This window comes from Marinobacter sp. OP 3.4 (assembly GCF_036224885.1).
Lineage (GTDB): Bacteria > Pseudomonadota > Gammaproteobacteria > Pseudomonadales > Oleiphilaceae > Marinobacter.
Window position 1 is genome coordinate 31,629 of sequence record NZ_JAVVLT010000046.1, and the last position, 12,615, is coordinate 44,243.

Genomic DNA, 12,615 nt, shown 5'->3' on the forward strand with positions numbered 1-12,615 from the left:
TCGACGCTATCTTCCCGCTGCAACCGTTGATCCGGTGCCGGCATAGGGCACCAGCACGATATGCTCCTGGCCGGGCACGACCATATCCAGTTCCTCCACGGCTTTATGCTCAATCCGGCCGTGGGCACTCAGGGCACTCTGTTCCAGCAGCAGTTGACTCCACTGCCGCTGGTAGGCGTCCCGCTGTGCCTGCAATTCCGCCAGGGTGTTGTACAACTCCCGGTTCTGGTGGGCGCTGACCGCCACGCCAATGGCCGAACCGATCAGCAGCGCCGCCAGGCCCAGGGTAACCACCACCCGGGGCTCAGCCAGTGCATGAAAAATCCGCGCGGACAGCTTCAGCGCGTCGGATACCCGCGTACGCACGTTGTCCCGGGTCAGTACCGGCGCCCTGACCGGCTTTTCCAATGTGACTGCACTCATTCCGATGCCACTCCCTTATCGTCGGCACGGCGCTCAAGAACCCTCATTACGGCGCTACGTGCACGGACATTTTCCTGTATCTCGGGCTCACTGGCCTTCAGGGCCTTGCCCACGGTCCGGTAGGGCGGTTCCACCTCTTCCGCCCGCACCGGCAGCCCACGGGGCAGCTGCGGCCCGCGGGACAGATTCCTCATGAACCGTTTGACGATCCGGTCCTCCAGGGAGTGGAAACTGATCACCACCAGCCGCCCACCCGGCGCCAGCAGTTGCACGGCCTTTTCCAGCCCCGACTCCAGGTCTTCCAGCTCCCGGTTGATGAAGATCCGCACCGCCTGGAAGCTCCGTGTCGCCGGATGCTTGTGCTTTTCCTTCTTGGGAACCGCCTTCCGGACCAGCTCCGCAAACTGACGGGTGGTGTCCAGAGGTTCCTCGACCCGTTGCTGGACCACGGCCCTGGCAATGCGGCGGGAAAAACGCTCCTCACCGAAACGCCAGATCACGTCGGCAATCTCCTTCTCCGCCGCGGTGTTCAGCCATTCCGCCGCACTGGGCCCGCGGGATGTGTCCATCCTCATATCCAGGGGACCGTCACTCATGAAACTGAAGCCACGCCCCGCGTCATCCAGTTGTGGCGACGATACGCCCAGATCCAGCAGCACCCCGGTCACGGATCCGGCTTCCCAGCCCTGTCCGGACGCCGCGTCATCCATGTCGGCGAATGAACCGTGATAAACGACGAAGCGGCCGTCTTCGGCCGCCAGAGCTTCACCAAAACGGACCGCTTCCGGGTCCTTGTCGATGCCGATCAGCCGGCCATCGCCCTCCAACCGCTTCAATATCAGCCGACTGTGACCACCGCGTCCGAAGGTGCCGTCGATAAAACGCCCCCGGGGCTGAACCACCAGCAGGTCCACCGCCTGGTCCAGCAACACGGAACGATGAAGCGACTGCCCCGCTTCCGGGTCAAAGGAGCGCCCGGCGATCATAGCGACAGGGCCTCCATTTCCGGTGGCATCTCATCGTCATCATCGGACTCATCCAGCCAGGCGAACCAGCGCTCTTCACTCCATAGCTCCAGCTTCTTGCCCTGACCAATCAACATCAACTTCTTCTCCAGTCGCGCGTAGGAACGCAGCGTGGGTGGCACCAGCACACGACCGGCGGAATCCAGTTCAAGGGGAGTGGCATGGCCGAGGATCAGCCGCTGAAGCCGACGGGCCTTCCGGTTCATGTTGGGCAGCGCGAGCACCTGGGAGCGCACGTTCTCGAACACCGGTTCGGGATAGATAAGAAGACAGCGCTCCTCATCGGCATTGGCGGTGAGCACGATGCGGCCACTGCACTCATCCTGCAGTTCTTCACGCACGCGGGCAGGAATCGCCAGGCGACCCTTTGCGTCCATGTTGATTGCGTGACTGCCAAGAAAGTTGCTCATCGCTCAAGGTGCAGACCCTGCTGCCGCTCCTGCCTGTTATGTGACTTCCTGCTGGCGAGCTCTCACACCATGACCCACCGGCCACCACTGCTGAACCACCACAAACCACGATTTTCCACTTTTTCCCACTTCTGCACACTATAGGAACACGCCTACCACAATGCAAGCGGTAAAAAGGGCGCGCACATTACGAAAGTTTCTTTAATGACAAGGAGTTAGAGGAGAACAAAAAGGATATGCAGAAAGAGACGAGGGAGAACTTCCAGCAAATCAAAAGCCTGCAAAAACTTTTGGAGAAAGTGAACGAAGTCTAAGATTTTTTAGCTATATAAAATCCTATCGTAAAGCTACACATTTCACATTACGACAGGACTGACAATCTCTTAATGATAAGAAGGAAAGGAGAGCTCGCCGATAAGCCGGGTTCTGTCGTGGACAGTCATTCATCTAGGGTCTGCGTTGCCACAGACCTCAAGCAACCTACCCGAGTCCAGCGCGGGCCACGCCATAGGACTCCTATTTGGTCTTGCTCCAGGTGGGGTTTACCATCGCCGTGGACTGTTGCCAGCCACGCGGTGCGCTCTTACCGCACCATTTCACCCTTACCGGCGCCCGAAAGCGCTTAGGCGGTATACTTTCTGTTGCACTTTCCGTCGGCTCGCGCCGCCCAGGCGTTACCTGGCACCTTGCCCTGCGGAGCCCGGACTTTCCTCCCCCGGCGGTACCGGCGGCGACTGTCTGGCGAGCTCAGGCGAGACCATACTCCCGCGCCGGGGGGCGGCGCAAGGGATTTATCGGGAATCACGGAGTTCCAGGGCCCGCTGGTACAACTCGTTGCGGGAGCGCCCCGTCAGCTCCGAGGCAATCCTGGCCGCTTTCTTGACCGGCAACTCCGGCAACAGCAGGGCCAGCACCTGGTCCGCATCCACCGCGGCGCCCTCTTCCTGCACAGGCGGCGCTCCGGCCACCATCACCACATACTCCCCCTTGCCGGCATTGGGGTCGTCCTCAAGGCGGGCCAGCACATCCGCCGCCGCCCCCGGATAGAAGGTTTCAAAGGTCTTGGTCAGCTCCCTCGCCAGCACCACCTCCCGGTCACCACCGAAGACCTGCACCATATCCGCCAGCAGATCGCGGATACGGCGGGGGGATTCGTAGAACACCAGGGTCGCGGTCTCCCGGGACAGGGCCGACAGCGCCTTGCGACGACCGGACGCCTTGGCGGGCAGGAAGCCCTCGAACAGGAACCTGTCCGTGGGTAAACCGGCGGCGCTCAGGGCCGCCACCATGGCGCAGGCTCCCGGCACGGGACTGACCCTGATGCCCCGCTGACGCGCTTCCCTGACCAGCACATAGCCGGGGTCGGAAATCAGCGGCGTACCGGCATCGGATATCAGTGCCACCGACTCCCCCTGCCCGATACGGTCCAGCAGCGCCGATGCCCGCCCCCGCTCATTGTGGTCATACAGGGCCCACATGGGTTTATGGATACCCAGGTGCTGCAGCAGCCGGCCGCTGTGGCGGGTGTCCTCCGCCGCCACCAGGTCAACCTGCGCCAGTACCTGTCCGGCGCGTACGGTGAGGTCATCCAGGTTGCCGATGGGCGTAGCCACGATGAAAAGCGTACCGACGGGTGTTAATGTCGCTTGATCCGGTTCCAACCCAAAATCCCCGCTATGAAACTGTGAAATGGCCGCCAAGCTGGTAAACTTGCACCCCCTGACACGACCAATTAGAGAGACACTATGCCGGCACCGTGCCGGCACCTCAAGGAGCCCTGCCTGATATGCGTTGTCACCTCCCGAACCTGCGTCGCCTTGCCGTGGCATCCACATTGACCGCCCTGCTGGCCAGTGGATGCACATCCATCCAGCTGCAGGACAGTTCCCTGCAGTCTGCGGGCGATGCCCTGTCGGCGGCACAGGAGCTTGCCGCCGGCCTGGAAAGCCAGCGTTTCCTGCTACGGTCAGCCGCTACCTTCCAGGAACGTGACGAGCATGAATACGCCCGCGAGGTGCTGCTCAGCACAGCCTTTGACGAGCCCGCACCGGAGGTGGCCGACCAGTACCTGTTGCTGAGTATGGACAGTGCCGTGGCGCTTGAGGATCAGGAGTGGGCTGCCGACCTGGTGACGGCCATGCCCGAGACCCAGTACCAGCAGTATCCGGAAGACCTCCAGGCCAGGGCTGCCCGACTGCAGGACGAGACCTATACCCTGGCCCGGGCACCGCTGCCATCCGCCCGGTTCCTGATGAACATCCAGCCGGAACTGCTGGGCATTGACCAACAGCAACTCAACGACCGCATCTGGCAGGCCCTGAAGGAAACCCCGGACGCCGCCCTGAATGACGCCGCCACCTCCGCCATCGGTTTCGAGAACCAGGGCTGGTACGAACTGGCGGCCACTCTCCGGCAGCCAGGCTTGAGCCTGGAGGCCCAGGGTCGCGCCGTGCGCAACTGGCGGTTCAACTGGTCGGGCCATCCCGGCGCCGAAACCGTGCCCACCGAGCTGGCACTGCTGACCCAGGTACTGGAGCAGCGCCCGGAACGTATCACCCTGGCACTGCCACTGTCCGGACCACTGTCCGCCGCCGGCAATATGGTTCGTGAGGGCTTCCTGGCCGCCTACTACGCCGCCGAGCAGGAAAGTGCCCAGGTAGCCACGACCGACGACAGTGCCAGCGACGGCGCCCAGGTGACCGCCACCAGAAGCGATGAAAACAGCCATAGCCAGGACACCACCCCGGAGGGAAATGAAGGAAGCCGCGCCCGCCCCCACGAGCCGGCCACCCCGTCAAACACCTCCATTACCATCGTGGATACCAATGGCCGCCCTTTCGAGGAGGTCCTGCCGGAACTGCTGGCCAGCGATCCCGACCTGATCGTGGGCCCCTTGGCCAAGGATGAGGTCGCCGCCCTGGCCAACCGCGCCGACCTCCCCGTGCCGGTACTGGCCCTGAACTACGCACCCGAGCAGGACGCCCCCACACCGGCACAGCTGTTCCAGTTCGGCCTGTCGGTGGAGGATGAGGCCCGCCAGATTGCCGAACGGATTGTCGAGGAAGGCATCGGCCAGGCCCTGGTGCTGATTCCCGAGGGCAACTGGGGAGACCGTATCGCATCGGCCCTGGAGGAGCGCATGCAGGAACTGGGCGGCATTATCCTGGACATGGAACGCTACTCGGAGGAAGACAATTTCCGGGATGTGAGCGCCGAGCTGCTGGGCATCAACATCAGCCGCGAGAGGGCCATTGAACTGGAGCGGACCATGGGGCTGAACGTCGAGTTCGAACCCCGCCGTCGCCAGGACGCGGAATCCATTATCATGGTGGCGGAACCGATGATCGCGCGGCAGTTCAAGCCTCTGTTCTCCTTCTACTATGCCAACGATGTTCCGGTGTTCTCTCCGTCCATCATCTACAGCGGCCGCCCCAATCCGTCCCGGGACCGGGATGTCAACGGCGTCTACTTCACTGACCTGCCCTGGATACTGGACCGGGAACCCGAGTTCCGCCAGCAGGCCTACGAGTCATTCGACAACCTGGATGGCCCCCTGGGCCGACTCTTCGCCATGGGAGCCGACGCCTGGACCCTGAGCATCAATCTGCCGCTGATGCAGCAGGTGGCCGACAGCCGGGTAGCCGGCCACACCGGTGAGCTCTGGCTTGATGCCGACAACCGGGTTCACCGCCATCAGATGTGGGGTGTATTCGAAGAAGGTGAACCTGTTATCGCATCCGGACAGGACGAGCAGGAAGAAGACGACCCTGAAGCCCGGGAAGAAACGGACAGCGTGATAAACTGACATAATGGCCAGGGAAGGCAAGCAGGAACAACAGGAAGCGCCCGGTACCCGCAAGCAGCAGGGCCACGCAGCTGAAGGCGTGGCTGCACGCTACCTGGCCAGTCGCGGCGTCATCATCGTGGCTCGCAATGTACACAGTCGCGGTGGTGAGATCGACCTGATCGGCTGGGATAACCAGACGCTGGTGTTTTTTGAGGTAAGGTTCCGGAAACAGGGCGGCCTGACGGATGGCGCCGGCTCCATAAGCTGGCGCAAGCAGCAACGCCTGGTAAGGGCGGCCACCTACTACCTTCACCGCCATGGGCTCTGGAATCACGACAGCCGGATCGATGTCGTGTCCATCGCCCCGGGCGATACCCATAAGTACCGGATTCAGTGGATCAGGAATGCAATTCAGGCAGAACCATGAGTAACAGCGAAGACGATGTCAGTCAGTGGTTTGCCGACCACATGGAGCACACCGCCATGGCAGCCAGCCTGGCCGCGCCCCTTATTCCCGAGGTGGCGGACGCCCTGGTCAGGACGCTTCTGGGTGATGGCAAGATCCTGGCCTGCGCCAATGGCAACGCCAACACCATTGCCCAGTACTTCTGCACGGCGCTGCTGGGGCGACTGAACCAGGACAGGCCCGGCTTACCGGCCATCAACCTGGGGGCCGATGCCACCACCTATTCCGCCATCTGCCGGGACAACCGGTTCAATGACACCTTCGCACGCCAGGTAACAGCCATAGGCAAGCCCGGCGACACTCTCGTGGTGTTCGTGGATGACGGCCACAAGGCGAACCTGATCCAGGCCATTCAGGCGGCCCATGACCGCGAGATCGACGTTATCGTCATCAGCGCCAAGGACAAGACAGACATCAGCTCACTGCTGCAGGCCCAGGACCTGGAAATCACCCTCAACGACCTGGACCCGGTCGCCGCCACACCAATCATGATACTGATCACCACCGCGCTGTGCCGACTGGTCGAACAGAACCTGTTCGGCGGCTAGCAAAAGTGGAGGAGAGGCCGCTGACCACCGGGGACGCCGGCCAGTCAGCAGAAGAGAGGTTGGTCTACTTGACGACCTTGAGGCTGGGCCGACCGCTGGGGCGCCCGGAATCATCCTTTGCATCGCGATCAGACTCCCGGGGCTTTCCGCCATCCGGGTCGGGGGATCCAGGCTCACTGCCAAAGACCATCCCCTCACCGTTTTCCCGGGCATAGATGGCCATCACCGCCGGCAGCGGAATATAGACCTGCATCGGCACGCCACCGAACCGGGCACTGAACTCCAGGGCCTCATCACCGATGGCCAGCGCCTTTACCGCTGAGGGGCTGATATTGAGTACGATCTGCCCGTTCGCCACATGGTCAGCAGGAACCTGCACTCCCTGGATACTGGCATCGACCACGATATGAGGCGTGCAGTGATTGTCCAGTATCCACTCGTTGAAGGCCCTGACCAGGTAGGGACGGCTGGACGTCATTGTCACCTTGTGTTCAGACACATTGCTCTCCCGGCTTTCAGGGTACGACACCTATCGGCGGCGCACCCGTCCATTAACTGCGAATGTCTTCTTCCAGGTCCGACAGACTTGCCTTGAACCCTTCACGGGCGAAGATCCGGTCCATGTACTTGGTAATCGGCTTCGCCTGCTTGGCATCCAGCTCAATACCCAGCGACGGCAATCGCCAGAGAATCGGTGCAATGCAGCAATCGACGATGGTGAACTCCTCGGAAAGGAAGAACGGCATCTCACCGAACAGCGGCGCGGTGGCCTGCAGGCTCTCACGCAGTTCCTTGCGGGCCGCATCCGATGATTTCGCTGAAGGCTCCGCCAGGATCTGGTCCACCAGGCCGCACCAGTCCTTCTGGATACGATGAATCATCAATCGGCTGTTTGCCCTGGCCACCGGGTATACCGGCAACAGCGGTGGATGCGGGAAACGCTCATCCAGGTATTCCATCATGATGTTGGGCTCATAGAGCACCAGGTCACGGTCCACCAGGGTCGGCAGGGCATTGTACGGATTCAGGTCCGCGAGCTCTGACGGCGGGTTGTCCGGATCTACATCCACAACGTCAACGGTGACACCCTTTTCCGCAAGCACGATACGAACCCGATGGCTGTAGTGGCTGGTAGGGTCCGAGAAAAACGTCATTGATGACCTCTTGGTCACAACGCCCATAGAACGACTCCAAGATAAAAAGACAGATAGCGACTGCTGAACGCAAAAAACCAGCGGGCCAGAATTTGGCCCGCTGGGTCTTGTCAGCGTCAATTATACGCTAAAACGTCAGTGCACGTCTTTCCAGTACTCACGGTTCAGCAGATAGGCGAAGATAAAGAACACCGCCACAAAGATCAGAACCAGCAGACCCAGACGCTCACGCTCGACCTTGACCGGATCACCCATGTAGGACAGGAAGTTGGTCAGGTCGTACATGGCCCGATTGAACTCGGCGGGCTCCATGCTGCCTTCGATGGCCCACTCGTCACAGATATCGGTGCCACGGACATTGCCACTGAGCGGATCAACACTGGCATTGGTGCCGATTTTCGGCGGTACGGCGCAGAGACCCTGCATGCCTACCAGCACATGGGGCATGCCCACGTTACTAAACACCGCGTTGTTTACACCCAGCGGCCGTGTGTCATCCTTATAGAAGGCACGGAAGTAGGAGTACAGCCAATCCTCGCCCCGCACACGGGACACCAGCGTCAGGTCGGGCGGAGCACTGCCAAACCAGTCGGCCGCAGCGTCCTTGTCCATACCGATCTGGATCAGTTCACCAATTTTCGCGCCGGTAAAGATCAGATTCTCCTCGTAGAGTTCGTCGGGGATCTCCAGATCTTCAGCAATGCGCTTGTAGCGGGCGTATTCCAGTGAATGACACCCCATGCAGTAGTTGGTGAACAGGGCCGCACCGCGTTGCAGCGAGGGCTTGTTGGTATGGTCCGGCTCCATGGTATCCAGGTGAAGGTCGGAGCCACCGGCTGCCAGCGTCAGGGCCGGCAGGACTGTCATGAAAAGACCCAGAATCAGTTTTTTCATCCTGTCACCCTCTCCGGTACTGGCTTGGTTTTTTCCATGCGTGTATAGAACGGCATGAGAATGAAGTAGAGGAAGTACACCACCGTCAGGATCTGGGCCACTATGGTCCGACCTTCAGTCGCCGGCACCAGCCCCAGGTAGCCCAGGATCACGAAGCTGATGGCGAACAGCAGCAGCGCGATCTTGCTCAGCACCCCCTTGTAGCGGATGGAGCGGACAGGACTGCGATCAAGCCACGGCAGTACGAACAGGATGGCGATGGCACCACCCATGACCACCACACCCCAGAACTTGGCCGGCAGGCCGAAGAGGTCCACGGTGACGGCACGCAGCATGGCGTAGAACGGTGTGAAGTACCAGACCGGCGCAATATGCTCCGGCGTCTGCAGCGGGTTGGCCGGCTGGAAGTTCGGCTTCTCGAGGAACAGCCCCCCCATCTCCGGGAAGAAGAACACCACGATAAAGAAGATAAAGAAGAACACCGCCACACCCAGCAGATCATGGACTGTGTAGTAAGGGTGGAACGGAATGCCGTCTTTGGGCACACCATTTTCGTCCTTGTTCTTCTTGATATCGATACCGTCGGGGTTGTTGGACCCCACTTCATGGAGAGCCAGTATGTGCAGGACCACCAGACCCAGCAGGACGATGGGCAAGGCCACCACGTGCAGGGCGAAGAAGCGGTTCAGGGTGATACCGGAAATCAGGTAGTCACCACGGATCCACAGGGACAGGTCTTCACCGATGACAGGAATAGCGCCGAACAGGTTAACGATAACCTGCGCCCCCCAGTAGGACATCTGCCCCCAGGGCAGCAGGTAGCCCATAAAGGCTTCGGCCATCAGCACCAGGTAGATCAGCATGCCGAAGATCCAGATCAGCTCCCGGGGTTTCTGGTAGGAGCCGTACATCAGGCCGCGGAACATGTGGAGATACACCACCACGAAGAAGGCCGAGGCCCCGGTGGAATGCAGATAGCGGAGCAGCCAGCCCCACTGCACATCACGCATGATGTATTCGACGGAGGCGAACGCGCCTTCCGCTGAGGGATTATAGCTCATGGTCAGCCAGATCCCGGTAACCAGCTGGTTGACCAGAACCAACATCGCCAGGGAACCGAAGAAGTACCACATGTTGAAGTTCTTGGGCGCGTAGTACTTGCCGACGTGCTTGTTCCAGGCGTCGACAACGGGCAGGCGGGCGTCTACCCATTCAAGAAGCTTCTGCATCACGCTCCCTCCGGATCAAGACCAATGGTGATAGTCGAGTCATCATCGAAGCGATACGGCGGCACCTCAAGGTTCAATGGTGCAGGCTGTGCTTCGTATACCCGACCCGCAAGATCATAACGGGAGCCGTGACAGGGGCAGAACAGGCCACCCACCCAGTTGGGCCCCAGGTCGGCCGGGGCCACTTCCGGACGATACGAGGGCACGCACCCAAGGTGCGTACAGAGACCGACCAGAACCGCCACTTCCGGCTGAAGGGAGCGGTAGATATTATCAATGTAAGTAGGCTGCTGGGGCGCTTCCGACTGGGGATCCTTGACGGTATCGTTCAAGCCCTCAATGCCTTCCAGCATTTCCGGTGTCCTGCGGATAATCCAGACCGGCTTACCACGCCATTCCACCGTGATCTGCTGACCCGGCTCAATCTTGCTGACATTGACGCTGACCGGCGCACCTGCTGCTTCCGCCTTGGCACTGGGATTCCAGGATGCCACGAACGGAACAGCCGCACCGACGACGCCGATACCCCCCACCACGGAAGTTGCGCCGATCAGAAACCGGCGTCGGCCCTGGCTAACGTCGCCATTGTTCATTATGGTTTTCTCCCATCAGGCAATGCGATTACCGCCCTTCAGGCCGCTCACACATTGAAAAAGGACTTCACAACCCAAAATTATAAGCGCACAAATGGTAATGAAATTACCCGCACCTTACAAGCGGATAACCGGTAGCCAGGCCACAAAGCCGACCTGCAACCATGCTAGCATCTGCGCCCAACCAACCATAAAAAAACCCGGCACGGGGCCGGGTTCTTTCCGCGAAATCCGTGACCGGATTTAACGCTTGGAGTACTGCGGACGCTTACGCGCCTTGCGCAGACCCACTTTCTTCCGCTCAACCTGACGAGCGTCACGGGTCACGTAGCCGGCCTTGCGCATGGCCGGACGCAGGGTCTCGTCGTAATCCATCAGCGCACGGGTCAGACCGTGACGGATCGCACCGGCCTGACCACTGGTGCCACCACCGGCAACCGTGATCTGGATATCGAAGCGATCGGTGGACTCAGCCACTACCAGCGGCTGACGGACGATCATGCGCAGGGTCTCACGACCGAAGAACTGCTCAATGGTACGACCATTGATCGAAATGTTACCGCTTCCCGGCTTGATAAAGACGCGAGCCGTGGAGTTCTTGCGGCGACCAGTACCGTAATTTTGTGTTACAGACATATCCGCCTTCCGTTAGATGTCGAGTTCTTTGGGCTGCTGGGCTGCATGGGGATGCTCAGCACCGGCATAGACTTTCAGCTTCTTGAACATGGCACGGCCGAGGGGACCCTTCGGCAGCATACCCTTCACAGATTTCTGGATAATCTGCTCGGGCGCCTTGTCAACAAGCTTCTCGAAGTTGATGGACTTGATACCACCGGGGAAGCCGGTATGGCTGTAGTACATCTTGGCCTGAGCCTTCTTGCCGCTGACCTGGACCTGGCCGGCATTGATCACCACGATGTAATCGCCAGTATCGACATGAGGGGTGTACTCAGGCTTATGCTTGCCCCGCAGACGACGGGCGATCTCGGTTGACAGACGACCCAGCGTCTTGCCGGCTGCGTCTACAACGTACCAGTCACGCGTTACGGTTTCTGGTTTCGCACTCAGAGTCTTCATTGAATCCGCCTTGAACGCTACAAAAATAAACGTTTAAAAACCTCTATGCCAGCGATGTGGGAGTGACGCCAGACAAGGTTTATACCTGTTGGCCGGAGGCGACTTGGGCGCCCCCGGACCGGGACAATGTCGTTCGGGGCTGAGCCGACATTATCCCCATGAAAAGCCAGGGTGCGGAGTATATACGAACCCGCAACCAATTCCAAGTCTTTAACACCCCCACCCTCAGCAGGCGGACCATCGGTAGAGACGGCTGGTGTTACCGGTCAACGTCGCGGCCAGCGACGCCTCCGGCCGGCCCACCAGGTCCGCCAGGGCCGTCAGTATTTGCCGAAGGTTGGCGGGCTCGTTCCGGCCCTTGCCGACGCCAGCAGGGGACATGTCCGGAGCATCCGTTTCCAGCACCAGGCTGTCCACCGGCAGCCGCGATACCGCATCACGGGTCTTGCGGGCCCGGTCATGGGTGATCACCCCGCCAATACCCAGGAAACAGCCCAGGTCCACCAGCGCCCTGCCCTGTTCATAACTGCCCGAGAAGCCATGGACCAACACCGGCACATCCGGGCGCCGACGCCTGAGCACGGCAGCGACTTCGTCATGGGTGCGGACGGAATGGATAACCAGGGACATATCGAGAGACTTCGCCAGGTCCACCTGGGCCTCGAACCAGGGCATCTGACCATCCAGATCCCCGTGAAGGCGGTCAAGACCACACTCTCCCACGGCGACACAACCGGTTTCAGACCGACGCAGACGACGCTCCAGGTCATCCAAGGCATCCTGGTCATGCTCATCCACAAACCATGGATGGATACCCAGGCAGTACCACCACTGGTCGCACTCCGCCGCCACACGGACAACCCGGTCCCAGTCGGCGCGGCGGACGCCGGGAATCACCAGTCGCTCGACACCGGCACGGCGGGCCTGTTCCCAGGCCCCGGGCCGGCGCCTGTCGAACACCGGGAAATCGAAATGGCAGTGGGCATCCACCAGTTTCATGCAACCCTCC

The 12,615-nt window shown here is 60.6% G+C and carries 15 protein-coding genes and 1 other RNA gene; 3 read left to right on the top strand and 13 right to left on the bottom strand.

Annotated features, from left to right (window positions below):
- Window positions 1–6 precede the first annotated feature (6 nt).
- The 5 genes from ftsL to rsmI all read right to left on the bottom strand — a co-directional run bounded on the left by ftsL (window position 7) and on the right by rsmI (window position 3,519).
- Complete coding sequence (gene ftsL, locus RO069_RS08525; protein WP_328186735.1) at window positions 7–423, bottom strand: cell division protein FtsL; 417 nt, start codon at window positions 421–423, stop codon at window positions 7–9.
- Window positions 420–1,409: a 16S rRNA (cytosine(1402)-N(4))-methyltransferase RsmH gene (gene rsmH, locus RO069_RS08530; protein ID WP_328186736.1), complete on the bottom strand. Its 990-nt coding sequence runs from the start codon at window positions 1,407–1,409 to the stop codon at window positions 420–422. The genes ftsL and rsmH overlap by 4 nt, the downstream gene beginning before the upstream one ends.
- The gene (mraZ, locus tag RO069_RS08535) at window positions 1,406–1,858 is read right to left on the bottom strand and encodes a division/cell wall cluster transcriptional repressor MraZ (protein ID WP_328186738.1); all 453 of its coding nucleotides are present in this window, start codon (window positions 1,856–1,858) and stop codon (window positions 1,406–1,408) included. Before mraZ ends, rsmH begins: the two co-directional genes overlap by 4 nt.
- A gap of 399 nt (window positions 1,859–2,257) precedes the next feature.
- Window positions 2,258–2,608, bottom strand: an RNA gene (gene rnpB / locus RO069_RS08540) — RNase P RNA component class A.
- A gap of 41 nt (window positions 2,609–2,649) precedes the next feature.
- Window positions 2,650–3,519: a 16S rRNA (cytidine(1402)-2'-O)-methyltransferase gene (rsmI, locus tag RO069_RS08545; protein WP_328186739.1), complete on the bottom strand. Its 870-nt coding sequence runs from the start codon at window positions 3,517–3,519 to the stop codon at window positions 2,650–2,652.
- A 125-nt stretch (window positions 3,520–3,644) separates the two neighbouring features.
- On the opposite strand from rsmI, the gene RO069_RS08550 reads away from it, so the two are divergent.
- The 3 genes from RO069_RS08550 to RO069_RS08560 are packed head-to-tail and all read left to right on the top strand — an operon-like array spanning window position 3,645 to window position 6,659.
- Entirely contained in the window at window positions 3,645–5,663 is a 2,019-nt protein-coding gene (locus RO069_RS08550; protein WP_328186741.1) for a penicillin-binding protein activator, read from the top strand.
- A 4-nt stretch (window positions 5,664–5,667) separates the two neighbouring features.
- Window positions 5,668–6,072 carry a YraN family protein gene (locus tag RO069_RS08555; RefSeq protein WP_328186742.1) on the top strand — a complete coding sequence of 135 codons (405 nt, stop codon included), beginning with the start codon at window positions 5,668–5,670 and terminating at the stop codon, window positions 6,070–6,072.
- Window positions 6,069–6,659 carry a D-sedoheptulose-7-phosphate isomerase gene (locus RO069_RS08560; RefSeq protein ID WP_328186743.1) on the top strand — a complete coding sequence of 197 codons (591 nt, stop codon included), beginning with the start codon at window positions 6,069–6,071 and terminating at the stop codon, window positions 6,657–6,659. The genes RO069_RS08555 and RO069_RS08560 overlap by 4 nt, the downstream gene beginning before the upstream one ends.
- 64 nt (window positions 6,660–6,723) lie before the next feature.
- On the opposite strand, the gene RO069_RS08565 is transcribed toward RO069_RS08560, so the two are convergent.
- From RO069_RS08565 to RO069_RS08600, 8 genes are all read right to left on the bottom strand, one after another.
- The gene (locus RO069_RS08565; protein ID WP_328186780.1) at window positions 6,724–7,137 is read right to left on the bottom strand and encodes a ClpXP protease specificity-enhancing factor; all 414 of its coding nucleotides are present in this window, start codon (window positions 7,135–7,137) and stop codon (window positions 6,724–6,726) included.
- Window positions 7,138–7,210: 73 nt separating this feature from the next.
- Window positions 7,211–7,840: a glutathione S-transferase N-terminal domain-containing protein gene (locus RO069_RS08570; protein ID WP_328186744.1), complete on the bottom strand. Its 630-nt coding sequence runs from the start codon at window positions 7,838–7,840 to the stop codon at window positions 7,211–7,213.
- A gap of 108 nt (window positions 7,841–7,948) precedes the next feature.
- A complete protein-coding gene (locus RO069_RS08575) occupies window positions 7,949–8,707 on the bottom strand; it encodes a cytochrome c1 (protein WP_328186745.1) in 759 nt (252 codons plus the stop codon).
- Window positions 8,704–9,936 carry a cytochrome b gene (locus RO069_RS08580; RefSeq protein ID WP_328186747.1) on the bottom strand — a complete coding sequence of 411 codons (1,233 nt, stop codon included), beginning with the start codon at window positions 9,934–9,936 and terminating at the stop codon, window positions 8,704–8,706. The genes RO069_RS08575 and RO069_RS08580 overlap by 4 nt, the downstream gene beginning before the upstream one ends.
- The gene (petA, locus tag RO069_RS08585) at window positions 9,936–10,529 is read right to left on the bottom strand and encodes a ubiquinol-cytochrome c reductase iron-sulfur subunit (RefSeq protein WP_328186749.1); all 594 of its coding nucleotides are present in this window, start codon (window positions 10,527–10,529) and stop codon (window positions 9,936–9,938) included. The genes RO069_RS08580 and petA overlap by 1 nt, the downstream gene beginning before the upstream one ends.
- A 243-nt stretch (window positions 10,530–10,772) precedes the next feature.
- Window positions 10,773–11,165, bottom strand: a complete 393-nt coding sequence (rpsI, locus tag RO069_RS08590) for a 30S ribosomal protein S9 (RefSeq protein ID WP_328186750.1) — start codon at window positions 11,163–11,165, stop codon at window positions 10,773–10,775.
- A 12-nt stretch (window positions 11,166–11,177) separates the two neighbouring features.
- The gene (rplM, locus tag RO069_RS08595; protein WP_328186752.1) at window positions 11,178–11,606 is read right to left on the bottom strand and encodes a 50S ribosomal protein L13; all 429 of its coding nucleotides are present in this window, start codon (window positions 11,604–11,606) and stop codon (window positions 11,178–11,180) included.
- Between the two features lie 225 nt (window positions 11,607–11,831).
- Window positions 11,832–12,605 (bottom strand): TatD family hydrolase, encoded by a 774-nt coding sequence (locus RO069_RS08600; RefSeq protein ID WP_328186754.1) that lies wholly within the window; start codon window positions 12,603–12,605, stop codon window positions 11,832–11,834.
- Window positions 12,606–12,615 lie beyond the last annotated feature (10 nt).